Source organism: Neolewinella xylanilytica (genome assembly GCF_002934605.1).
In the GTDB taxonomy this organism is placed as follows: domain Bacteria; phylum Bacteroidota; class Bacteroidia; order Chitinophagales; family Saprospiraceae; genus Neolewinella; species Neolewinella xylanilytica.
The window spans coordinates 1096443-1119757 of the sequence record NZ_PTJC01000005.1 but is presented as its reverse complement, the minus strand read 5'-3'; the positions used below and the strand labels follow the sequence as shown (position 1 = coordinate 1119757).

Genomic DNA, 23315 nt, shown 5'->3' with positions numbered 1-23315 from the left:
TTCGCTAATCGGTGACTTAAGGTCCCACTACATTGGCGACACTTTACGATATGTCATCAGGTTTAGCGCCGTCACCGCCTGACCTATTTCCTATATTTGCGAAAAGGTAGGTTTTATATGATCCCGTCACCGTTGGTACAGTCTTACGCCCTGGTGATCGTCGCCTGCCGAAATTCGCTGTCCATCAAGGCGGTCAGCGCGCAGGCCCGTACGATATGCGGCCGATCCCCGGCGGATCTCATCGGCACCCCGCTGACCGGGTTGCTACCGGCCGCCTGCCTGGACGCTATCCCCGTCCATGATCTTGCGGATTGGCCCGTACCGGTGAAGCTCCCCCGACAGGCCGGATGGCGAGAAGCCAATTACCAGGCCCTTTTCTACCCCGCGGATGACGAGTGGGTCGTGGAGATCGAACCGCGCCGCACCTGGCCGCAACCACGAGACTATGCCTTCCGCCTCCGTGCCTTCACGGAACGACTCACCTCGGCAACTTCCAAAAAGGCGCTCCTGCAGGCACTCTGTGACGGCGCACACGGCCACCTGGGTTTCGATCGATCGATGGTGTTACGCTTCGACCAGAGCTACGACGGCGTGGTCGTGAACGAGTGCCACCGCGATGGGTTGCCCACTTTCCTGGGCGTTCACTTTACTCGCCACGACATCCCGGAAAGTGCCCACCGAAAACTAGTGGCGAACCCGGTAGAAGTGTTTACCCTCGACGGGGGCAACGTGGCGATCCGGGGAAGCTTCGGGAAAGCGGCCGAACAACTGCTTCGGCATCACGTCGGCAGTCGGGAGCCGAACGTCAACACGGAAAAATTTCTGGATGACAACAAGCTTGCTACCAACGCAGTGCTGGCCATCTCCCGGGGCAATCAGCTTTGGGGGGCCCTGTACATGCACGGGGTGGAGCCGGTCCGGCTGGACTATCAAATGCGCACCTTTCTTTACCTGGCGGGTAAAACGGTAGAACAGCGGATAGAACACTTTGCCTACCAACCGGCCAGGCACCGCGACCACCCCGCGAAGGACGGCGGTTCCAGATTATACGATAACATCCTCCGCTCGGATACGCTCGTGCAGGGCCTCATCGGCCCCGACTTCAGCCTCCTCGACCTCATCCCCGACACCCACGGTGCCGCCATCTGTTCGGGGGCTAGCCTGACACTTCACGAACTGACCCCCGACCGCGAAGTGGTAGAGGACATCGTAGGCTGGCTGAAGCGCGAGGGGCTCACCACCCCGTTTTACGGTACGGACCAACTCGCCACCTTTTATCCCGGGGGGGAAGATCTGCTGGACGTGGCGGCCGGCATCCTTTTTCTACCGCTGGATGCCCTGGCCGATAACTGGATCATCTGGTTTCGCCCCGCGGCGGTGCAGTCCGTCGTATACGGCAGTAGCCCGGAGTCGGATGTCGAGAAGGCACGCCGCTTCGCCCGCCAGGAGGTGCTACGCTACAACCGCTCCCGCAAGTGGAGCGAGGCATCCATCGGCAATGCCAAAAAGCTACAAAATTTCATCCGCGATACCGTCATGAAGCGGTACGACCGCGCTCAGCAGCAAAACGCGCTGCTCCAGGAGGCGTACAGCGATCTCGAGATCTTCAGCTACGCCGTCGGCCACGATCTGCGGGCCCCGCTGCGGGGTATTGCCAGTTACGCCGACATCCTGAACGAGGATTTCGGGGAATCCCTCGGGGAGCTAGGTCGCCACCACCTCCAAAATATCAAGGATAACGCGGTTCGGGTACAGCACTTCATCCGCGAGATCCTCGCCCTGAGCCGCATCGAGCGAACCAAAATTCTGGTCAATCGCCTGACCGTATCCCGCCTGGTCGCGGAATCGATCGCCAACATGGCCGACGGTAGCGCGAAGTTTCTCCACTGCGAGGTCCAACCCGACATGCCCGACATTTTCGGCGACCGGAACTACCTTTTGATGGTCTTCACGAACCTTTTATCTAACGCGTTCAAGTACAGCGCCGCTACTAAGTGCGGGCGCCGGGTGCAAGTGGGTTGGACCGGCGAGTACCGGCGGCAGCACCCCGTATTCTACGTGGAAGACAATGGCATCGGCATTCCCCGCGAACAACAATCGCGGATGTTCAACCTGTTCACCCGCTCAACCAACGTGGAAAACATCGAGGGCACCGGTATCGGACTGGCGCTCGTCAAGCGGATCATCCGTTTCCACGAAGGCGAAGTATGGATCGAAAGCGAGGAGAATAAGGGGACCCGCGTACTGTTCTATACCGCGGTCAGCGATCCGGATTCCTTGTATTCGAAGTACGGCGAAGACTAGTAGTCAGGGGCTCCGGCGGCTATCCGAAGCGAAGTTGTTGCAGATAGCGGGCGTCAACCTCGGCGCTTTCCATCGGGGTGGAGTTGTCGTAGCGCTCCTGTTCGACGATGTAGTATTCCATGCCGTGATCCTGGGCGACGGCCAGAATCTCGCCGTAATCGATCGACCCCGTGCCCAGGTCGGTGGAGGCATCCGCCTCGTCCGCGGCGGCATCGGTCATCCGGTCCTTCACGTGGCAGAGCTTCCACTTATCGGGGTACTTGTTCAGGTACGCGATGGGGTCGGCCCCGGCGGTCACTACCCAGTAAATGTCCATCTCGTAGTCGACGCTATCGTTGGTGTTTTCCATCATGAAATCCTGGGGAACGATACCGTAGACGTTCTCGAAGCTGTAGCCGTGGTTGTGGTAGGCGAAGCGGATCCCGTTGTCGGCGCAGGTTTGTCCGCGCTGGTTGAACTTGTCGACCACGGCCTGCCAGGCTTCCTTGCTGTCCTGGGCTCCGATGTGGGGGCAGATCAGGTACTCCATGCCGATCTCGGCGGCCTGCCGGGCTTTTTCCTCGAAGTTTTCGTCGATGTTGCAGTGGCTGGACACCATGGTGAGTCCCAGCTCGTCGAGGTAGTCCTTGAATTCGGTGTGCTCCATGCCCCAGAACATGCCCTGGGCGCCTTCGTATCCTTCGACTTGCTTGTAGCCGTAGTCGGCCAGCTTGCGCAGCGTTCCCTTCGGGTCCTGGGGCAGGACGTCGCGCACGGTGTACAGCTGGATACCGAAAGCATCGAGGGTTCCACCGGCGGTTTCCGCTTCCGTTTGGGTTGTCTCGGCGCCGGCTTCCGGGCTTTCACCACCCGAGCCGCAGGCCCAGGCGGGCAACAGGAGGGAAGCGGCACCGTACTTGGCGGATTGGCGGAGGAATTTTCTACGGTCGGTCATGATCGATAAAGCTGTTTATGGGCTGAATGTAGGAATTTTCTTATATCTATCGCGCCGGAGCGCGGGAGCCAAATGGCGCCTGAACGTCGACAATGCACTCGAAGCCGCAATCAGGTAGCCAATAGCAACAGCGCATAGGCTATCACTCCCACCACGAAGGCCCGAATGTTGCTCTGCCGCTCCCCGGGTAGTTCTTCCTTCAGGACGTTCATGATCACCCCCCCGGCCAGGAAGGAGAAGATCATGCCGATGAATACTTCCGGAATCTCCACCACCAGGCCCAACACCCATCCCACTACGAGGGCCGTGACCACCAGCCACCGCCCCCTGGTCCGGTACAATTCCTGGTAATGGTCGTACAGGGCGTAGTCGGTTACGATGAAGTGGAACGCCATCGCGACGACGTAATAGAGCAAGCCCAGCGTAGTCTGGTCTTCCCGCCAAACGATCAGGTAGCCGATGATGCCGTTGTAGAGGACAAAGGAAGCGATGTGGACCCAAAAAATGCGAACGCCGTGCCGGTCGTGGTCGCCTTCCGGATCGCGGTGGGTGTCCCGGGCCCGCTTGGCCGCCCGCTCCATGGCGTAGAAGGCGACCAGCCCCAGCAGGGCGAAACTGTAGATATGGTGCTCCAGGTCGGCCATCCACTTGAGCCGGGTACTCTCCGCCAGCACGTCCTGATACACCGCGAACTCGGGCAGCACGTGGAGGAAAATGTAGGTCACCGATATGCCACCCGCCAACGACAACCACCGGCTTCGGGGGATGCGGGACAGTCGCAAATAGCCGACCGAAAGGTGGACGGCAAGCAGGAAAAGGATGGAGAGCAGGGACAACCACGGCATGGAGCAATGTAAGGTACCGGCGGGTACTCCGGCCGCGATACTGCCGTCAACACGGTGCGCACGCTCGAACCGGGCCGGCGGTTTAGGGGATGGATGCCTCCGCACGACGATCCACGCCGGACGACCGTATATTCAGCCCCATGTCCACTTCCGCTCAACTCAACGTAGGCCTCATCGGCTTCGGCCTCTCCGGCCGCTACCTGCAGGCTCCCTTCTACCGCGCCCACCCCGGCTTCACCGTCAAGCGGGTGGTCACCAGCCGCGCCGAGCAGCTAGCCGAAGAATTTCCGGGCCTGGAGCCTACCCCGGATGCGGACACGGTGCTAGCCGATGCCTCCATCGACCTGGTCAGCATCGCCACGCCGAACGCCACCCACTACGAAATCGCCCGGGCCGCCCTGGAAGCCGGCAAGCACGTGCTCGTCGACAAACCGGCCTGCGCCACCGCCGCCCAGCTACGGGAACTGCGCGACCTGGCCGCTAGCAGGGACCTTCACCTGTTCGTATTCCAGAATCGCCGCTGGGACAGCGACTTTCTGACCGTACGTCAGGTGATCGGCGGCGGAGCGCTGGGAGAACTGGTCAATTACGAAGCCCGCTACGACCGCTGGAAACCCGAACCCAACGCCAAACCCTGGAAGGAAAAGCCGGGTGCCGCGGCCGGCATGCTCTACGACCTCGGGGCCCACATCATCGACCAGGCGATCGTGCTCTTCGGCCGGCCCGACGACGTCAGCGGCGCCACCTGGACCCAGCGGGAACATTCCAGTATTCCGGACGCCTTCGATATACAGCTCACTTATGCCGGCCCGATGCGCGTCCACCTTTCCTGCAGCCTCCTGGTACGGGAACCCACGCCCCGCTATACCCTCCACGGTAAACGGGGCAGCTTCGTCAAGTACGGGATCGACGTCCAGGAAGACCAGCTCAAGGCCGGTATCCCACCCGGTCACGACCGCTTCGGGGAAGAGCCCGCCGAGCAGCATGGGTTGCTGCACACCGAGGTCAACGGTCTCACCGTCCGCGGACCGGTACAAACCCACGCCGGCCACTGGATGGGGCTTTTCGACAATATGCACCAGGTCATCACCCGGGGTGCCGCGCCGGCCGTACCGCTGGACGACGTCGTATTACAGCTGGAAATTATCGAGCGGGTGCCGGTGTTGTAAACGGGCCTATGCCACCTGGCTTTGATCTCCGTAAACAACCTCCGCACCTGCGTCCGCGCCCAAATTCCCCTGCCTTGCGCGCCGCGCCAGGCGGTTGATCCGGGGCTGCACGATCCAGACGCCAATCGGAAAGGCCCAGATGAGCAGGGCTAGTTGCATCAGTTCGTGGGTTGTGGGCTCCCGCTCCTCCTCCGCGAAAATGACCAGGTCGGCCAGGTAGGTAGCGCAGTAGAGGTGGGCGATCATCCAGACGATGAGGAGGGGCAGGACCGTCCAGAAGAGTAGCGTGAATACGTTGGACTCGTCCATAAGCAGCAACACGTCACCACTGTAGAACAGACTCCCCAAACAAAGCGTCGCCAGGGTAGCCAATACCGCCCCGAACCCGATCGTGGGGCGGCGGAATTCGCGCGGCATGCGTTGCTGGAGTCCGTAGCCGACCGCCCACATCCAACCGTACAGTACCCCGCCGATCGCGAGCGAACCGGCCGAGGAGAGATAGTACGGCCAGGCGGGAACGGAGCCGGGGCCTTCGAGGGTGACGAGGTTGGACAGCGACACGGCAGTGCCCAGCAATTGCAACAGGAAGGGGACGCCAAAGGAGTAAACGAATAGCTTCCAGTGGGGCGCGCGGAGGAATTTTTCAGTCATAGCGAGACGATTCAGACAACTTGGGAAAACGGGGAAGTACACCCACGGCCAAAAGACGGGGTGCTCCGTATAATCAACGCCCCCGGCAAATAGCCCGTGCCCCCATGCCACCCCCCCACCCCGGTTGCTCGCCGGCGGCCCCAGGTTTCTCGCGGCCTTTGCCGTTCGGCCCGGCCTGGGGCAACATATTTTCTTAACATTTCGTAACGCCGCGCCGCGCCGATCCATAAATCACCGCCACCGGAATCCACCGCGCCTGTATATACACGTTCCAACGTGCTATATTGAGGTAGCCCCAACGCATTTTGCTTTTACTCACCCTGAATCCACGGTTTCGGTCTGGCCGGCCCGTGGACTGGATAAACCATTCACTATGCACCCATCAACGCTACTGATCACCGGGGCGTCTCCAATTTTTCACTCGGGCTTGCTCGACCTGCTTGCCGGGGAGACCAGCGCCCTGCAGCTGCTGGTTGCCGGCGACCGACCGACCGAAAAGGAATTGGTCGAACTCTGCGATCGCTCCTGCCGGAATCGTCGTCGCCTCCTGATTGGCGGGGCCGTTCATCCCGCCCTGGTTAGCCGACTGATGGACGGCGGGCTGCATGGCTACCTGCTACGCGATGCGACGCCGGAAAAGCTGCGGACGGCCGTGGTTACCGTCGGAAAAGGACGACGGTATATCGACCCCGACCTACAGACGGAATCCTTGCTCCTGCGCCCGCTAGTGGAGCCGCTCACCAAGCGGGAGCGACAGGTACTCCGCCTGATCGTACTGGAATACACCACCGACGAGATCGCGGCCAAGCTCTTCATCAGCCGCTGCACGGTCGAAACCCACCGCGCGCACATTCTGCAGAAACTGGGGGTACGGAATACGGCCGGCATCGTGCGCGAAGCGATGCGCCGGGAGCTTTGCGCGATCTGATCCTTGACCGAAATATCATGGAAAACCGGGACGCGCCGCCCGCCGCCGTCCCGCAACTTTACCCCTACAGCGCCGACATCATGCCTATCGTCCAAGACCGCGTTTCCGACTTACTGATGACCGTTCGCGGCTACCTGCAAACGCAGTTGGGAACCATCCAGACCACCCCCCTCAACCGCACCGTAGTCGGCAATATCGGCCGGCCGGAGCTGGAAGGGATCGGCGACGGCGAGCAAAATATTACCCTCACCGATTCCATCGTGCTCACCCTGGTGCGGACCGAAGAGGATCCCAGCCGCAAAAATCAGCGCAACTACCGCGTCAACCCCCTGGCTACGGACGATAGCAACGGCATCCTCTACCGGAACCCACCGGTGGGCCTGAACCTCTACGTGCTCATCACGGCCAACCACAGCAACTACCTCAACGCGATGACCCTGCTTTCCCACGTCATCGCCATCTTCCAGCACCGCAATAAACTCACCGACGACGGGACGGTAGCCTGGCCCGGCGGCGGCACCTACGGCGACCAGATACTGAAATTCAGCCTGCTCTCGCCCTCCTTCGAGGAGCAAAATCACCTCTGGGGGATGCTGGGGGGCAAGCAAATTCCGTCCGTTCTCTACCTGATTCAGACGGCTAACGTAGAGCTCCTGCCGGAGAACGCCGTTACCGGCCCGCCGATCACGGAAATCGTCCTCAACGAATCCCTCCGCTGACCATGGCTTTCCGCATCACATACACCAAGCTGCTTACGCTGCGCTGCTGGCACCCCGACTACCTCGGTAGCGTCGCGGGACAGGTGCCCGTAGCGGACCCCGGGGCGCTGTCGGTCGCCGAGCAACGCGATTACCTGCGGTACGATCTGCGGCCGCTACTGGACCTGCGGCCGACCGAGGCCGGACAGGCCACGCTGGATCGCTACGGCCTGCAGTGGAAGCGGTCCACCCAGGGCGGCTGGCTGCTGGCGCAGGATTCTTTTTCGACCACCGACCCTTCCGTGCGCCTGCAGCTTGGGGTGTTCCTGCTGGACCCGGGCTTTGCCAAAAAGACCAATTTTGGCGTCGCAACGCTGGAGCGGAAGCTTTTCTATGTCACGAATGCCAATCAGCCCCCCGTGTCCGGCTACGTGCTGACCGGCGGCAATCTACCCTACCTGGATAGCAGCCCGGCGGTGGTGCGGCTCGCTCAGACTACTCCTGGCACGGATAGCACGGTGGACTTACGCGATCCCTTCCTTTTCAATAACCCGATCCTGGAAACCTTCGCCGTCTCCGGGGGAGAAGCCACGACGCCGGAATACCAACTCGATCTCCGGGACCGTCCGGCGGGGCGCTATCGCTTCACGGGTGCCAACATCACCAATCAGAACCTGGCCGTAGGCTTCGGGAGTATACCCGATCTGCTCGGCGTAATCGAACTGCAGCTGGCCGGATGGGCGGGCTTCGCCCTCGATTTTCACTTTACCTCCTCCAATCCCTGACATCCATGGCAACCTATAAAGTCCCCGGCGTCTTCGTCGAAGAAATATCGACCTTCCCCCCCTCGGTGGCCCCGGTAGAGACCGCCCTGCCCGCCTTCATCGGCTACACGGTTAAACGACCGGAGCGGCCGCTTGAACTGGGCTCCCCGGCCAACACCCCGGAGGAAGAACGGCCGGTGCAGGTTATCCGGATCGGTTCGCTGCTGGAATTCGAGGAGTTGTTTGGGCGGGGATTGCCCGCTACCGTCGATTCGGTGGTGCTGGACGAGAACCGGCAGTTCGTACGGGCCACCCTGACCCAGGAATTTTACCTCTACCCCGCCGTACAGCTCTTCTACGCGAATGGCGGCGGGGATTGCTTCATCGTGTCAATCGGCGGGCTGCTGAACGACGCCACCACCGCCGACGAGGCGGAGTTTACGGCGGGCATCGAAGCCCTGGAAACCTGGGATGATCCTACCATCCTGCTCTTCCCCGATGCCGTGTCGCTGGGAGGAAGTCCGCACGAAGTGTACGGCCTGCATGACTTCGCCCTGCAGCACTGCCAGTCCCGCATGGATCGCGTAGCCGTACTGGACCTGCCCGCCGACCAACTGGACGGGGAGGAGTTTCGGGACAATACCGGCACCGTGGGACTGAGCTACGGCGCGGCCTATACACCCTGGCTGATCACCTCGCTCTCCAAACCCTACAACGCCCGGGTGCTGGATGCGGCCGGTGCCGTCTTCTCGGTCGGCGTAGGTAACCCGGCCCAAACCCTGGAAGACGCCCTCCTTCCGGACGAACAAGGGCTTTTCGCAACCGCCGCGGCGGCTACCGAGCCGGCGGAAATCGAACGGGAAGAAACGGCCCTACACCAACAATCGGCCACCTACCGCAGCATCCTGAGGGGGCTCAACGACACCCGGGTTCCCGTTCCCCCGAGTGGCGCGGTAGCCGGCCTTTACGCTTTCGTCGACCGTACCCGCGGGGTGTGGAAGGCACCGGCGAACGTGAGCGTGGCGGGCGCGGATGGCCTGACCCGGGTTTTCACCCAAACCGAACTCGGGGATCTGAACGTGGACACCATCAGCGGCAAATCGATCAACGCGATCCGGCGCTTCACCGGCAAGGGCATCCTTGTCTACGGCGCCCGCACCCTGGCCGGCAACGACAACGAGTACCGCTACGTCTCCGTCCGCCGGTTGATGAACATGCTGGAAGAATCCATCCAGAAAGCCACCGCCCAGTTCGTCTTCGAGCCCAACGACGCGAACACCTGGGTGCGGGTGCAGGCGATGATCGAAAACTTCCTCACCCTCCTATGGCGCGACGGTGCCCTCCAGGGGGCGAAGCAGGAGCACGCCTTCCGGGTGGCCGTCGGGCTGGGCAAGACCATGACGCCCCAGGACGTGATCGACGGCCGCATGATCGTGGTGATCCAGGTTGCACCGGTCCGCCCCGCTGAATTCATCGTCCTCCGCTTTATGCAACATCTACCCACCAGCTAAATCGCCCCTTTTATGTTAGCCAATCTAAAAGTACCGGGCGTCTACGTCCAGGAAATCACCACCCTCCCGCCCTCGGTGGCCGCCGTGGAAACGGCCATTCCCGCCTTTCTGGGGTACACCCAGCTGACCGAAACCGCCGCGGGGGAAAGCCTGGTGGACCAACCCGTCCGCATTTCCAGCCAGATCGAGTACGAGGCCATCTTCGGCTTCGGTCCGCCCGTAGCGGTTACGGAGGTGGAGCTGGACGCGGCGATGAATTTCATTCGGTCCGACTTGCGGGTCCGCTACTACCTCTACGACGCGATCCGGCTGTTTTACGCCAATGGCGGGGGAGATTGCTACGTGGTGTCCACGGGTGCCTATTCCTTCGACGGTTCCAATGATGCCGAGATCACCGACACCGATTTTACCGGTCCCGGTCGGGCGCTCGAAGCCATCGCCAAAGTAGACGAGCCTACCCTTCTGCTTTTCCCCGATATGGCGGCCACCGATGCTACGGCACTCACCGACGTGCAGAAAGCGGCCCTCCTGCAGTGCGGCGATCTGCAGGATCGGTTCACTATCTGCGACCTGATCCGGGAAGATACCATTTCGAGACCCCCGGTTGCTCCCGATCCCGCCAAGTCCCCCGGACAAGACTTCCGGGATTCAATTGGCGTAAATAGCCTAAGCTACGGCGCGGTCTACACGCCCTGGTTAAAGACCAAGCTGTACCACCCCGTGGACTATCCCATTTTGGAAAACATGACCCTGAATTTTGCGGATGGGTCTTCGCTAACCGGCTTCGATCACACCCAACTACACAACGACGACACGGATATCCTGTCGTTCATGCGGATCGGACGCGCCAAGGCGGCCCACGCCGATATTCAACTCAATGCTCCGGCCGATGCGAGTGCACTCACCACCGCGCTGGACGCGGTTGAAGCCAGTCCACCCGCTAACCCCCTCCCGGACGCGGTGACGGACGCCCGCACCAATCTAGATGCCGCCATCGCCGCCTACGACAATACCGACCCCAATACGCTGTCGGATCTGGCCGACGCCTTCGCCGCCTACGACGCGGCCCTCACCGCCGCCTTCGATCCGGACGCCAACCTGCGGCGGATCTTCCCGGTATACGGCACCGTGGCGAACGGCATTGAGAACGACATCACCTACCAACCGCCGAGCGGTGCGGTCGCCGGCGTCTACGCCAGGGTGGACGAGGCAAGGGGCGTGTGGAAGGCACCCGCCAACGAGAGCGTCATCGGCGTGCTCGGCCCCGATACGCGGTACACCCAAACGCAGTTGGGGAACCTCAACGTACACACCACCGGCAAGAGCATCAACGCCATCCGCGCCTTTCCGGGCCGGGGCACGCTGATCTTCGGCGCCCGCACCCTGGCCGGTAACGACGGCGAATACAAATACATCAACGTGCGGCGACTGCTCATCTTCCTGGAGGAAAGCATCAAGAAAGCCACCGAGTCCTTCGTCTTCGAACCCAACGACGCCAACACCTGGCTACGGGTCCGCGGCATGATCGAGAACTTCCTCAACCTGCAGTGGCGGGCCGGTGCGCTACAGGGCGCCAAAGCGGAAGAAGCCTACCGCGTAGCCATCGGCCTCGGACAAACCATGACCGCCCAGGACGTCCTCGCCGGCCGGATGATCGTGGACATTTCCCTGGCCCCGGTTCGCCCGGCCGAGTTCATCGTCCTCCGCTTTAGCCAGCAACAGGCGCAATCCTGAGCAGGGAGTGAAGGACTGAAGGAGTGAAGGACTGAATTTCCGGGGATGCTCGCTTCGCTCGTCACATACTGCACCCCGCAACAAAAGACTACCCGACTAAAAGACTACCCACTACCCGCGACCAAAGGGAGCGACTAACAGACTAACAGACTAACAGACTAAAAAATGGCAAACCTACCCTTACTAAAGTTCAGCTTCCTCCTGGAGTGGGGCGGCGAACGCGTCGGCTTCACCGAGGTGACCGGCCTGGAATCCAGCACCGAGGTCATCGAGTACCGGGAGGGTTCCAGCCCCGTGGCCTCCAAGCAGAAAATGCCCGGCATGCTGACCTACGCCAACATCACCCTCAAGCGGGGTACGATCGCGCCGGACGCGGATTTCTACAAGTGGTTCAACAGCCACCAGTTCAATGCGACGGAGCGCAGGGATCTCACCATCAAGCTGCTGAATGACGAGCTGGAACCGGTGATGACCTGGCGGGCCATGAATTGCTTCGTGGTCAAGTACACCCCCTCGGAGATGAAGGCCGACGCCAACGAAATCGCCATCGAAACGATCGAGGTGGCCACCGAGGGCATTTCCCAACTCGTCTGACATGGCTACGCCCCGCGCCCTCGGCTTTCACTTCAGCGTTCACTTCGGCTTCGACCGGGGGGACGAGGACATTCGCTTCCAGAGCGTCAGCGGGCTGAGCGTGGAGTACACTACCGAAACCGTGGTAGAGGGTGGCGAGAACCGCTTCGAACACGTCCTGCCCGTACGGACGCAGTACCCTAACCTGGTGCTTACCCGGGCCATGGAAGTCAGTTCCGCGCTCAGCGACTGGTGTAAGGCGGCCTTTTTCGACCGGCAGTTTGCCCCCACCGACGTCACCATTCACCTCCTCGATCCGGACGGCGAGCCGCTGCAGAGCTGGCAAGTCGACTGGGCGTGGCCGAAGAAGTGGAGCCACTCCGACTTCAATGCCGAAGAAAACAGCCTGGTCATCGAAACCCTCGAGCTCGGCTACCGCACCTTTCACCCGCTATAAGCACCACCCATGCCTATCGTCATCAAGGAACTGGTCATCACCCTCAAAACCAACGAGGAACGACAGCCGCCCGTAACGCGGCTGCGCAAAGAAGCGCGCGCCCAGGCCCAGCAACAGGGACAGGACGCCCTGGTACGCGAAGCCGTAGAGCAAACCCTCGAAATCCTTAACCGCAAAAACGAACGCTAGACCATGCTCGGCCCCCTGGAAAAAATGAAGATTCTGGCCTTCAAGGATGCCGACCGGAAGCAACCGGCGATCCCGCCCGCCTTCCCGGTGCTGGTGAACCCGGAATCCTACGGCATGGAGCATGCCATCGAGTACGAGGTCGACGAAACCGTCCGGGCGGAAGATGGCAGCGAAAGCACCAACACCCTTAAATACAAGAAAACCCCGCCGGGCACCTTCAGCTGCGAACTGATCTTCGATGCAACCGGCATACTGGACGGCATTGCCCGCCCCGACATAGTAGCGGAGACCGAGCTCTTCAAGAAATTCCTGTTGGGCGTCGAATCCGACACCCACGATATGCGGCACTTCACCCTCATCTGGGGCACCATGCTCTTTAAGGGTCGGGTGACGGCGCTCAATTACAATTTCAAGCTCTTCACCCCCGACGGGCGGCCCACCCGGGCGGTAGCGGAGGTCAGTTTCAAGGGAAGTTTCTCGGATGCGATCGGCGAGCTGATCAACAATCTGCTTTCGCCGGACCTCACCCACCGGCGGGTCGTAAAGGATGGGGACACCCTGGCCAACCTGTGCCAGGAAGTGTACACCAATCTCGACCACGTGCAGGCCGTGGCGGCCTTCAACGGTCTCGATACCTACCGCAGCCTGCGAGTCGGTCAGGAACTCGCCTTCCCGCCCATTAAAATCCCCACCGCATGACCGCCGAAAGCCGCCTCATCCCGACCGTTGCGCCGCCGACCGCCGTCAGCTTCACCGTCCTGAGCGACGGGGAGGACCTGGGGCCCGGATTGCCCGTCCTGAGCGTCATTGTCGACCGAGAAGTGAACCGCATCCCCAGCGCGACCATCATCCTGCAGGACGGCAGCCTGGCCGATCAAACCTTCCAACTCAGCGAGAGCGGGTCGTTCGATCCGGGTAAGGAAATTGAGCTGAGCATGGGCTACCAGGGCACCAACGAACTCGTTTTCAAAGGGGTGATCGTAGGCCAGCGCATCCGGCTCAGCGGCGACCGCAGTCTGCTGACCGTAACCTGTAAGGATGCCGCCTTCCGGATGACGATCAACCGGCAGTCGCGGTACTTCACCGACCAGAAAGACGCCGACGCCCTGGAAAGCCTGATCGCCGCAGCGGGACTGACCGCCGACGTGGCGGATACCGGCGAGATCGTGCCGGAACTCACCCAGCACCTGAGTACCGACTGGGACTTCATCGTGAGCCGGGCCGAAGCCAACGGCATGATCGTGATCGTACTGGACGGAGAAGTCATCGTCAAGGTACCGGAGCTCTCCCCCACTCCGGCCCTGGCCCTGGAATACGGCGCCAACCTGATGGCCTTCGACGCCGAAGTCGATGCCCGCCACCAGCATGTGGAGGTAGAAAGCCACGCCTGGCGCGCCGCCGAGGACGAAACCGTCGTGGAAACAAATCCGCCCGTAGCTCCGGGCACCGGCGATTATGGGTCGGAAAAGCTGGCGGAAGTCCACCAACAAGCACCCTACAAACAAGTACACGGCGGCGGACTGGAACCGGCGGAACTCATCGGGTGGTCGGCCGCTACCGCCCGCTTCAGCGAACTGGGCCGGGTGCGGGGAACGGTCCGCTTTCAGGGGACATCGGATGTGGGGGTAGGTGACACCGTCACGCTGGATAAACTCGGCGCGGTCTATAACGGCAAAGCTTACGTCAGCGGCATCCGCCAGGAACTCAGCGCGGGAAAGTGGACTACGACCGCCCAGCTCGGAATTCAGCCCGAACGCTTCACCGAACGCTACAACGTCAGCGCGCCGGCCGCCGCAGGGCTGCTGCCCGCCACCAGCGGCCTGCACGTGGCCACCGTGGTGCAGATGCACGACGATCCGGCCGGCGAAGCGCGCATCCTGATCTCCCTGCCGGCCACCGCGCCCGAAGGCGCCGGCAACTGGGCCCGACTGGCCGCCGGCCTCGGGGGCAACGGCGCCGGACTGACCTTCCGCCCGGCCGTCGGGGATGAGGTGGTGGTGGGCTTCCTCCATAGCGACCCCCGCTACCCCATCATCCTGGGCGGCCTGCACAGTTCCGGACGCCCGGCCCCTTTCCCGCCCACCGAGGACAACTACGAAACCGGCTACGTCAGCCGCGGCGGGCTGCGGCTCGTCTTCGACGACGAGGACGAATCCGCCCTGCTGGAAACGCCCTCCGGCGACAGCCTGCAACTCACGGGCAAGGACGGCACCATCGCGATCAAGGACCAGAACGGCAACAAGATCGAGCTGAGCGCCTCGGGCATCACCATCGAAAGCGCCAGCGACCTTACGCTGAAGGCCACCGGCAGCGTGAAGGTGGACGGCACCTCGGTAGAAATCAAAAGCTCCGCCACCGGAAAATTCGAGGCCGGCGCCACCCTCACCCTCAAAGGATCCCTCGTACAAATCAACTGACCATGCCCCCCGCCGCCCGCATCGGAGACCTCCATACCTGCCCGCTGTCCACCCCGGGCACCCCGCCGGTACCCCACGTGGGCGGACCGGTACTTGGCCCCGGCCAACCCACCGTGCTCATCGGCGGCATGCCGGCCAGCGTCGTGGGCGATACCTGCACTTGCGTGGGCCCGCCCGATACCGTGGCCATGGGGTCGGGAACCGTCCTGATCGGCGGCGTACCGGCCGCCCGCCAGGGCGACACCACCGCCCACGGGGGCACCATCACCCTGGGCTACCCTACCGTACTCATCAACTGACACGACCATGAACCAGGACTATCTAGGCATCGGCTGGAGCTTTCCGCCCGAATTCTCCCCCGCCACGGGCGAGGTGAACATGAGCGTCGGCCCGGCGGACATCGCCGAGAGCCTGCGCATCCTGGTGAGTACCCTGCCCGGGGAGCGGGCTATGCGGCCGGACTACGGAGCTGCCTTCCGCGACCTGCTCTTCGCCGGGATGGATACGACCACCCAAACCGAGTTCTTCGACCGGATCCGGATGGCCCTGCTGCGGTACGAACCGCGGATCCTGGTGGAAAAAATGTCCCTCGACACCTCCTTCCTCCGCGACGGGCGGGTGGAACTCGTGGTCGACTACCGCATCCGCGCCAACAACACCCGCTACAACTTCGTCTACCCCTTCTACCTCGAAGAGGGTAGCCTGATCGACCAGATATAGCCCGACCATGCCCTCCACCGCCAACGATCCGACGCGCAATCCGAACGCCCTGCTCCCCGACGGTAGCTTCCGGGGTGCCCGCCTGCCCGCGGCCCTCGCGACGACCTACGTGCAGGTGGACGAAAAGCGGGATACCGACTGGCTGGAGTTCGTGCGCCGGATCGCGGGAGAGATCAACTTCGTCAAAGCGGACAATACCGTCGAAGGCGATTGGCGGCCCTTCTACGACAAGCAAGCCGACGTGGCTACCGCCCGGCTGATCGCCTGGCCCCTCGAACGCCTCGGCCAGCGCTTCGCCGAGCACCGGGAGCTGATCGAAGACCATCAGAGTAGCATCCCGCCGGAGCAACTGCTGGAGAGCCTGTTCGACCTATTGACCTCGGCCGTGGTAGCGCTCGACGGACTGACCGAGCGCCTCGACCCCGCCGGACCGTTACGCGAACGGGCCGAGTCGCTAATCGCCCACCAGTTGGCCCCCGCTTTCCGGCGCTGGCTGGCGTATTACCGGGCGGCGGAAACTCCGTTTTTTTCGGCCCTAGGTACGGATGAGGTGCCCGACTATCTCCGGGATGGGTACGCCGCCGGGGGTACGCTCTATTCAACCGAGGGGCTGATCGACGGCACGCCGCCCCTCAAACTCCGCTGGACCGGCGGCCTTTCCTGGTCGAATTACCTCACCGAAGTGGGCGAAGACGACGTGATCTTCGGCGCCACGCCGCCCACGGGTTCCGATGCGGAAATCCTGCACGCGGTTGGCCATGCCTTTTTTCACGGGGTGTACGAGACCTTCGTGAGTTCGGCTTTGCACCTGCGCTCCGCCGCCCAAACGGAATGGCAGCGGCTGCAACGCGAGCCCGGACATGCGCCCCACCTCACGGTTATCCTCGCCTACCTGCGCATGCGCGAGACCCAACGGCGGATGCTGAACGGACTTACGGACCGCCACCTGCGCTTTTATTACCACCGGGTATTGCGGACTTCCCCAGCCGCGCCCCAGCCGCCCCGCGCCCTGCTGTACCTGGAGGCCCGCAAGAATCTGCCGTCTACCTACCTGACCGCGGGCACGGAATTCCGGGGTGGGAAGGACGCGGCATCCGGTACCGAGCGCGTATTCCGGAGTCAGGAGGCAGTAACCGTGAGCGAGGCCACAATCGTGGAAAAGCGAGCCCTGTTCCGGGTAGCGGATACCCCGTCCGTGTACGCCTTCCCCGGCGAGAACCGCAAGGTGTTTACCGCCGGGGACGCCGGCAAGTACTACGCCGCCACCGTGGTGGAGAGTGCCGACGGGCTCGGGGAAATCGACCTTCCGGAGGAGCAGCCTGGCTTTTATCCCTTCGGCCACCAGCTGCCGGTCGGAAATCACCTCGCAGCCGGAATGCCATTGGCGCGTCTGGGGCTGGCCGTTGCCTCCCACTACTTGCTATTGCGGGAGGGGCAACGCACCATTACGCTGCGGTTTCAGGGGATGTCCGCGGTACCCGCGCCGGGGGTTACCCTCCGGGTGTACCTGACGACCGAGGCGGGCTGGCACGAGACGACCACGGTGCTGACCGGCACCGAAGCCGTGGTAGTACTGACCTACGACGACCCGGCGGTGGTGCACTACGACGAGGAAATTCACGCGCAGGGATTGGCCACCGACCAACCGGTACTCCGGCTAGAATTGGCGCAGGACCTGAATTCGCCCGCGGTGAACCGCCTGCTCGCGGGCAGGAACTTCGGGAGCCTAAAAATCGGGCTCGCGGTGAACGGAATCCGCCAGCTGGCCCTTTCGGGAAGTGCGGGCAGCATCGACGCGGCCAAGCCGTTCCATCCCTTCGGGCCGATGCCACGGCGGGGCGACATCCTCACGATCGGCAACGCGGAAGTGTTTCAGAAAGCCTTCGCGGCGGTCACTCTGAACTGGAGCTGGGCGGACCCCTCGGGTTCCGGTAGCCGCGAGGCGGAAACCGCTTTGCTGACGAACGGAAAATTCGCGACCGTCGGCGGAGATCTCGAACTGGATGCCGGTACGCTCACCGTGGAGCTTTCCGACGCACACGTCACCTCCCCTACGCACGAGACGAACCAGGCCTACACGGCCGGGGACGTCCGAGGGCACTTACGATGGAAGTTGCTACGCGACTGGGGCCACGCCGACTACCCCATCGAGCTGGCGGAGTGGGCGGCCAACAAAGCGGCGGGGGAACCGGCGAATATGGGCATACTGCAATCCGTAGCTCAGGAGGCGGCCGCTTTCTACCAGGCCTCGAATACGGCACAACTGGCATTTTCCGCCGCTGCGACTGCGGCGATCACCAATTTCTCCTCGACGGTGTATTCGGCGCTATCGAAGACGCTCATCGATTCGACCGAGGCCTTTTCCAAGTCCATCTTCGATGCCCTCAAGCCGGTGGTGGAGCTCGTGGGCAGCTTCACCGGCGACAGTGACGATGCGCCTGATTTCAGCGCATTGGTTGCCGCCGTGCCCGCCGCGGTTTCCGATCTCGATTCCAAGGTCAGAAACGTGGTCAACACCCTCAGCGCGGAGGCCCCCGGTGCGCTGGACACCCTGGCCGGCGCGATACCGGAAGCCATCACGGCCTACCAAACGGTGGTCGACGAAACGCTCTCCCCCTTTCTGAATAGCGTAACCAATGCTTCCCAGGCGATCGTGGTCGCCAATTCGGGAGGGGCACCTTCCCCTCCCTTCAATCCGCTCTTGGCCGAATTGACGCTGAACTATACGCTTCCGCTGAGCTCGGCGAACGTCCTCAACGCACAAACGGGGGCGCATCAACTCTACCACCTCACCCCCTTCGGTTCGCGGGCATTGTCGGGAGCGGGGAACACGGCCTTCCTGCCACAGGTGCTACCGCAGGCAAATAGTGCCGTGGGCGCGGACGCGGGAGCAACGTACTTCGGTATCCGATCGTGGCCCCCCGGTTCCCAGCTATCCCTGCTCGTCCAGATCGCGGAGGGCACCGCCGACCCGCTACTGGAAAAGCCGGAGGGGCACGTGCGCTGGCATTACCTGGAAAACAACGGGTGGATCCTCTTTCCCCCGACAAAAATTTCGGACGGCACGGAGGGTCTGCTACGCTCCGGTCTGGTGCGGCTCGACCTGCCCCCGAATACCAAGCCGGCGAATACCGTGTTCGGCGACGACCTGCAGTGGATTCGCCTGAGCGTAGAAGAAAAGGTAGACGCCGTCAACCGACTCCTGGGCGTGCATACCAACGGGGTCGAGGTCGTGCAGGATTTGAAGCCCGGGCAATCCGTCACCGATGCCCCGCTCCCGGCGGGGACGATCGCGAAACTGGTCCGTCCGCTGCCGGGCATCAAGTCCGTCGCCCAGCCCTACCCCACTTACGGCGGCACGAGCGAAGAGACCCGCGATGCCTACTTTACCCGGCTGAGCGAGCGCTTACGGCACAAGAATCGCGGCATCACCGAGTGGGACGTGGAGCACCTGGTGCTGGGTGCTTTTCCGGAGGTTGAGCGGGTCATTTGCCTGCAGCACCTGGAATTCCAGCCGGGGGCGGTGGCCGGTACCTATACCTACCACGAACTGCGGGCCGGCCATTTCACCGTGCTGCCATTGGGCCGCTCGGGAGGCTCGGACCTCCGACCCTACGTCAGCCTGCGTACGCGGGAGGCCATCCACGACTTCCTGCGCGCACGCATCAGCTGCCACGCCGTGCTGCACGTCCGCAATCCCTTATTCGAGGACGTCATCGTACGGGCCGACGTCAAGTACACCGCGGGAACCGACGTAAGCTGGGCCGAAAAGCAACTTAACCTCGACCTGATCGAGTACATCTCCCCCTGGCACGACGGCGGGCTTGCCGGACTCGACTTCACCGCCGAGGTGCACCGATCCGGCGTCGTCAACTTCATGGAAGAGCGCTCTTACGTCGACTACGTTAAGAACGTCACGCTCCTCCACGTCACCGACCCCGTTCAGAACGGTGCCGAGCGACTGCGCCCCACCAAACTGGTAGCGGTACTGGCCTCGACGCCGCAGCATGACCTGCGCACCCTCACCGCCGAATCCACCCCCAGCCTCACCGAGACCTGCCAGCCGCCCCGCCGCCGCGCGCGGGGGACGACCGTGATCATCACCGAAAATCCGATCATCACATGAACGTGATCGACCCCAAAACCCTGCCCTCCCCGGCCGCCGATTACTTCGCCCTCCGCGACGAAGCCTACGCCGCCGTGGAACAACTCGCCAACGAACGCTGGACGGACTACAACGCCCACGACCCCGGCATCACCCTCCTGGAACACCTGGCCGACGCCCTGGCCGAGATCGGCTACCGCGGGGAATTCGACGTCGCGGACCTGCTGACCGACGCTGGCGGGGGCATCGACTACCGCCAGCCCTTTTTCACCGCCCGGCACATCTTCACCAACGCCCCGATCACCAACGACGACTACCGCCGGCTGCTGATCGACAACCTCGGGCTGAGCAACGCTTGGCTCATCTGCAAGAGCTGCGCCTGCGGGCCGCCGGTCTACCCCGAATGCAAGGATGGCGAACTGACCTTCGCCCCCCGGTGGCGGATACGGCCGGAGCGCCGGGCCACCGATCACGAGGGGCCGGTCCTGATCAAGGGCTTCACGGACGTCCTCCTACAGTTCGCGCCGGACACCGAGCTCGGCAACCTCAACACCGACCGGGTGGACGGGCAACTCCTATTGCCCAACGGCGGCGCCCCCCCGGTGCCGATCGACGCCGAACTTCGCTTCCCCGAGTGGCGGGACCTTTCCCCAGAGGCGTACCGGCTGGTAACCGGCGCCGATGCCGAACTCACAAACTGGACCATCGACCGCTTCAGTCGCGACCGTACCCTCGCCAAGGGGGTCGACGCCGACGACCTGCGGCGGGGCTTGCGCGACATCTTTTTCCTGGACCTGAGCCTGGAGTTCACGGTCGACACCCAAACGGTAGCCCTGACCCTGCCCGCGGTGACCCTGCGGCTCTGGCAGCGCGGCAGCCTGCCCCCCGGCACCGACGGTTCCGTCATCGAGAACCTGCTGGCAGCCGGAGACCTGGTCCACACCTACCACCGCAAACTCCGGGCGCGGGCGGAAAAGCTCGCCGCGGCCGAGACCCTGCTGCACGATAACCGGAAGGTCGGCGAGGATTTTTGCCGCTTCGACCGGGTACGGGCGGAAGACGTGGCCGTATGCGCCGATCTCCACCTCAGTCCGACCGCCGACGTCGAAGCCGTACTGGCGCACTTCTACCGGACCCTGGAACTGCTGCTCAACCCCATCGTCCCCTTCCGGACGCTGCGGGAAATGGAAGCGGCCGGCTACCGCTCCGAGGACATCTTCGACGGGCCCGCCCTGCAGCAGGGCTTCGTCCTACAAGACGACCTGGACGCCTCCGTGCTGCGCTCGCGCATCTACGTCAGCGACCTGATCAACGAACTGATGGACATCGAGGGGGTGGCCGCCATCGAAAAACTGCGCTTCACCGTCTACGACGCGGAGGGGCGCCCCACGGTCACCGAAGACCTCTGGTGCTTTCCGGTAAGCCCCGGTCATTACCCGGCCCTCTATATTCCGGGCAGCGGCGTATCGATCTATAAGGACGGCTTACCCCTACAGCCGCGCGGCTCGGAATTGCGCGCCATCCTAAATCAACTGCGTGCGGCCGACCGCGCGATGGCCCTGCCGGTGAGCCAGCTGGATTACCCCGTCCCCACCGGGCGGCACCGCGGCACGCCGACTTACCTCCCCGTGCAGCACACCCTGCCGGAAACCTACGGAATCGGCGCGGCGGGACTGCCCGAGCAGGCGACCGACCGGCGGCGCGCCCAGGCCCGCCAACTCGCGGCCTACCTGATCCCCTTGGAGCTGATCACCGCCAGCACGGCGGAGCAGCTGACCCACTTCGGCGAGCTCTTCAGTACCGACGAGGGCATCGACCGGACCTACCGGCGCCCCGATCTGTTTTCGGCCGGTAAACCGCTGGAAGACCTGCAGGACCTGCTCGCCGACCCGGTGAATTTCCAGGATATCCTCGGTGACCTCCTCGAACGGGAGGAGGAATTTCTTGATCGCCGAAACCGCTTTCTGGATCACCTACTGGCTCGTTTCGGGGAGCGGATGCAGGACTACACCCTCCTCATCCACGACCAGGGCACGCGCCGCGCGTACGGGCCGGACAAGCTCATCCAGGACAAGATCCGTTTCCTCCGCTTCCTGCCCGAAATAAGCGGGCGTCGGGGCGCAGGTATCAACTACCGCCTGGGGGAAAAGGTCTGCGGCTACCGCAACCGTTCCGGCCTGGGCGAGCGCCTTCGCCGGCTCCTGGGCATGGAAGACGTACGGGCCTACTTCACGCTCGACATCCAACGGACTCCGGACGGCTGGTCGGTCAGCTACACCCTGACCCACCCCGACGACGGCACCCTCCTCATTGATGACGAGGCCGTACCGGATACCTACGTTACCGCCCAAACGGCCGAAGCCGCCGCCTGGGCGGCGATCGAAGCCCGCATTGAGGCGGCCGTAGATGTAAACGACGAACTCGGCGACTTCCTCACCGAACGGCTGGCCAACGAACGCCTCTTCGTGGTGGAGCACGTCCTCCTGCGGCCCAAATTCCCCGGCGACGCGCTGCTGGACGTCTGCCTGGCCGCCGACTGCAACCACCGGGGAATGGAAGATCCCTACAGCTTCCGGATCACCTACCTCCTGCCCGCCGAAGCCGCGCCCTACAGCGAGGACATCGAGCTGCGGCGGTACGCCGATCGCCTGATCCGCCGGGAGACGCCCGTTTACCTCCTGCCCAAACTCTGCTGGATCAGCGACGCGAAGGGGGAAAGCGAGTACAGCCCGGAGGAGCTGGACGAACTCCTGCAAAGCTGCCGCTGCCCCGTACCGGACGAACTGGCCCGGCAGCTCAGCCGCTTCGAGGCGGCCTGGTGCCCGTGGCTGACGGCCAACGCCGCCTTTGCCTGGCCGGAGCTGAACGACGAACTCGAGGCCCACGTCCAGGACTGGCTGCCGGAAACCGCTACCCTCGCCCAGGCCCGGCTGCTGCTGGGCTATTTCGGAGAGGTTTACCGCCTACACGTCAGCGAATTGGTGGACACCGACGCCGACGTCCCCACTGCCGCATCTACCCTGATGGACGACGTGTGGCCGGACTTTATCGACTCCCTGGACCTCATCGCCACCCGCGACCCCGGTCTCTACGCCGCCTGGGGCCTGCCCGACGACCCCCGCCTGGACGAGCTGCGCGACCTGCTGGAGGGCTTCTACACCGACTGGCTGGAAGTAAGCGTGCGGCTGCGGCGGCTGCTCCTGGTCTTCCAGTCCCTACGCAGCGCCTACCCCACCGCCACCCTCCACGATTGCGACGACGGCGACGATGAGAACCCCGTCCGCCTGGACCAAACCACCCTAGGTACCCTCTAAAG

The 23315-nt window shown here is 63.1% G+C and carries 19 protein-coding genes; 16 read left to right on the top strand and 3 right to left on the bottom strand.

Annotation, left to right across the window (positions count from 1 at the left end):
- The first annotated feature begins 117 nt into the window (after window positions 1-117).
- Window positions 118-2304: a sensor histidine kinase gene (locus CLV84_RS04405; RefSeq protein ID WP_104418514.1), complete on the top strand. Its 2187-nt coding sequence runs from the start codon at window positions 118-120 to the stop codon at window positions 2302-2304.
- Window positions 2305-2323: 19 nt separating this feature from the next.
- On the opposite strand, the gene CLV84_RS04400 is transcribed toward CLV84_RS04405, so the two are convergent.
- Both CLV84_RS04400 and CLV84_RS04395 read right to left on the bottom strand, forming a co-directional pair.
- Window positions 2324-3238 carry a sugar phosphate isomerase/epimerase family protein gene (locus CLV84_RS04400; protein WP_104418513.1) on the bottom strand — a complete coding sequence of 305 codons (915 nt, stop codon included), beginning with the start codon at window positions 3236-3238 and terminating at the stop codon, window positions 2324-2326.
- A 110-nt stretch (window positions 3239-3348) separates the two neighbouring features.
- Entirely contained in the window at window positions 3349-4083 is a 735-nt protein-coding gene (locus CLV84_RS04395) for a hypothetical protein (protein ID WP_146088708.1), read from the bottom strand.
- Window positions 4084-4223: 140 nt separating this feature from the next.
- Here CLV84_RS04395 and CLV84_RS04390 point away from each other — a divergent pair, with 140 nt between their 5' ends.
- Entirely contained in the window at window positions 4224-5252 is a 1029-nt protein-coding gene (locus CLV84_RS04390) for a Gfo/Idh/MocA family protein (protein WP_104418511.1), read from the top strand.
- Window positions 5253-5258: 6 nt separating this feature from the next.
- Here the strand turns inward: CLV84_RS04390 and CLV84_RS04385 are convergent, their stop codons facing one another.
- Window positions 5259-5903, bottom strand: coding sequence for a hypothetical protein (locus CLV84_RS04385; protein ID WP_104418510.1), 645 nt, complete (start codon window positions 5901-5903; stop codon window positions 5259-5261).
- A gap of 373 nt (window positions 5904-6276) precedes the next feature.
- Between CLV84_RS04385 and CLV84_RS22055 the strand changes: the two genes are divergently transcribed.
- The 14 genes from CLV84_RS22055 (at window position 6277) to CLV84_RS04315 (ending at window position 23313) form a co-directional block, all read left to right on the top strand.
- A complete protein-coding gene (locus CLV84_RS22055; protein WP_104418509.1) occupies window positions 6277-6831 on the top strand; it encodes a helix-turn-helix transcriptional regulator in 555 nt (184 codons plus the stop codon).
- Between the two features lie 17 nt (window positions 6832-6848).
- Entirely contained in the window at window positions 6849-7550 is a 702-nt protein-coding gene (locus CLV84_RS04375; protein ID WP_104418508.1) for a DUF4255 domain-containing protein, read from the top strand.
- A 2-nt stretch (window positions 7551-7552) separates the two neighbouring features.
- Entirely contained in the window at window positions 7553-8314 is a 762-nt protein-coding gene (locus tag CLV84_RS04370) for a hypothetical protein (protein ID WP_104418507.1), read from the top strand.
- Between the two features lie 5 nt (window positions 8315-8319).
- Window positions 8320-9804 (top strand): phage tail sheath family protein, encoded by a 1485-nt coding sequence (locus CLV84_RS04365; RefSeq protein ID WP_104418506.1) that lies wholly within the window; start codon window positions 8320-8322, stop codon window positions 9802-9804.
- Window positions 9805-9816: 12 nt separating this feature from the next.
- Window positions 9817-11538 (top strand): phage tail sheath family protein, encoded by a 1722-nt coding sequence (locus CLV84_RS04360; protein WP_104418505.1) that lies wholly within the window; start codon window positions 9817-9819, stop codon window positions 11536-11538.
- Between the two features lie 165 nt (window positions 11539-11703).
- A complete protein-coding gene (locus CLV84_RS04355; RefSeq protein ID WP_104418504.1) occupies window positions 11704-12132 on the top strand; it encodes a phage tail protein in 429 nt (142 codons plus the stop codon).
- Between the two features lies 1 nt (window position 12133).
- Entirely contained in the window at window positions 12134-12568 is a 435-nt protein-coding gene (locus tag CLV84_RS04350; protein ID WP_104418503.1) for a phage tail protein, read from the top strand.
- A 9-nt stretch (window positions 12569-12577) separates the two neighbouring features.
- Entirely contained in the window at window positions 12578-12757 is a 180-nt protein-coding gene (locus CLV84_RS04345) for a DUF5908 family protein (protein WP_104418502.1), read from the top strand.
- A 3-nt stretch (window positions 12758-12760) separates the two neighbouring features.
- Entirely contained in the window at window positions 12761-13456 is a 696-nt protein-coding gene (locus CLV84_RS04340) for a CIS tube protein (protein WP_104418501.1), read from the top strand.
- On the top strand, window positions 13453-15174 hold the full coding sequence (gene vgrG, locus CLV84_RS04335; RefSeq protein WP_104418500.1) for a type VI secretion system tip protein VgrG: 1722 nt from the start codon (window positions 13453-13455) through the stop codon (window positions 15172-15174). Before CLV84_RS04340 ends, vgrG begins: the two co-directional genes overlap by 4 nt.
- A gap of 2 nt (window positions 15175-15176) precedes the next feature.
- Window positions 15177-15473 (top strand): PAAR domain-containing protein, encoded by a 297-nt coding sequence (locus CLV84_RS04330; protein WP_104418499.1) that lies wholly within the window; start codon window positions 15177-15179, stop codon window positions 15471-15473.
- Window positions 15474-15480: 7 nt separating this feature from the next.
- Window positions 15481-15894 (top strand): GPW/gp25 family protein, encoded by a 414-nt coding sequence (locus CLV84_RS04325; RefSeq protein ID WP_104418498.1) that lies wholly within the window; start codon window positions 15481-15483, stop codon window positions 15892-15894.
- 7 nt (window positions 15895-15901) lie between these two features.
- The gene (locus CLV84_RS04320; protein WP_104418497.1) at window positions 15902-20020 is read left to right on the top strand and encodes a baseplate J/gp47 family protein; all 4119 of its coding nucleotides are present in this window, start codon (window positions 15902-15904) and stop codon (window positions 20018-20020) included.
- Window positions 20017-23313: a hypothetical protein gene (locus CLV84_RS04315; RefSeq protein ID WP_104418496.1), complete on the top strand. Its 3297-nt coding sequence runs from the start codon at window positions 20017-20019 to the stop codon at window positions 23311-23313. Before CLV84_RS04320 ends, CLV84_RS04315 begins: the two co-directional genes overlap by 4 nt.
- The last annotated feature ends 2 nt before the right edge of the window (window positions 23314-23315 follow it).

Excerpts from the sequence above, each read along its gene's own strand:
- CLV84_RS04320 (WP_104418497.1), top strand. The coding sequence starts at position 15,902 with ATGCCCTCCACCGCCAACGATCCGACGCGCAATCCGAACGCCCTGCTC.
- CLV84_RS22055 (WP_104418509.1), top strand. The coding sequence starts at position 6,277 with ATGCACCCATCAACGCTACTGATCACCGGGGCGTCTCCAATTTTTCAC.
- CLV84_RS04375 (WP_104418508.1), top strand. The coding sequence starts at position 6,849 with ATGGAAAACCGGGACGCGCCGCCCGCCGCCGTCCCGCAACTTTACCCC.
- CLV84_RS04315 (WP_104418496.1), top strand. The coding sequence starts at position 20,017 with ATGAACGTGATCGACCCCAAAACCCTGCCCTCCCCGGCCGCCGATTAC.
- CLV84_RS04325 (WP_104418498.1), top strand. The coding sequence starts at position 15,481 with ATGAACCAGGACTATCTAGGCATCGGCTGGAGCTTTCCGCCCGAATTC.
- CLV84_RS04385 (WP_104418510.1), bottom strand. The coding sequence starts at position 5,903 with ATGACTGAAAAATTCCTCCGCGCGCCCCACTGGAAGCTATTCGTTTAC.
- CLV84_RS04345 (WP_104418502.1), top strand. The coding sequence starts at position 12,578 with ATGCCTATCGTCATCAAGGAACTGGTCATCACCCTCAAAACCAACGAG.
- CLV84_RS04340 (WP_104418501.1), top strand. The coding sequence starts at position 12,761 with ATGCTCGGCCCCCTGGAAAAAATGAAGATTCTGGCCTTCAAGGATGCC.
- CLV84_RS04355 (WP_104418504.1), top strand. The coding sequence starts at position 11,704 with ATGGCAAACCTACCCTTACTAAAGTTCAGCTTCCTCCTGGAGTGGGGC.
- CLV84_RS04365 (WP_104418506.1), top strand. The coding sequence starts at position 8,320 with ATGGCAACCTATAAAGTCCCCGGCGTCTTCGTCGAAGAAATATCGACC.
- vgrG (WP_104418500.1), top strand. The coding sequence starts at position 13,453 with ATGACCGCCGAAAGCCGCCTCATCCCGACCGTTGCGCCGCCGACCGCC.
- CLV84_RS04330 (WP_104418499.1), top strand. The coding sequence starts at position 15,177 with ATGCCCCCCGCCGCCCGCATCGGAGACCTCCATACCTGCCCGCTGTCC.
- CLV84_RS04400 (WP_104418513.1), bottom strand. The coding sequence starts at position 3,238 with ATGACCGACCGTAGAAAATTCCTCCGCCAATCCGCCAAGTACGGTGCC.
- CLV84_RS04395 (WP_146088708.1), bottom strand. The coding sequence starts at position 4,083 with ATGCCGTGGTTGTCCCTGCTCTCCATCCTTTTCCTGCTTGCCGTCCAC.
- CLV84_RS04390 (WP_104418511.1), top strand. The coding sequence starts at position 4,224 with ATGTCCACTTCCGCTCAACTCAACGTAGGCCTCATCGGCTTCGGCCTC.
- CLV84_RS04370 (WP_104418507.1), top strand. The coding sequence starts at position 7,553 with ATGGCTTTCCGCATCACATACACCAAGCTGCTTACGCTGCGCTGCTGG.
- CLV84_RS04350 (WP_104418503.1), top strand. The coding sequence starts at position 12,134 with ATGGCTACGCCCCGCGCCCTCGGCTTTCACTTCAGCGTTCACTTCGGC.
- CLV84_RS04405 (WP_104418514.1), top strand. The coding sequence starts at position 118 with ATGATCCCGTCACCGTTGGTACAGTCTTACGCCCTGGTGATCGTCGCC.
- CLV84_RS04360 (WP_104418505.1), top strand. The coding sequence starts at position 9,817 with ATGTTAGCCAATCTAAAAGTACCGGGCGTCTACGTCCAGGAAATCACC.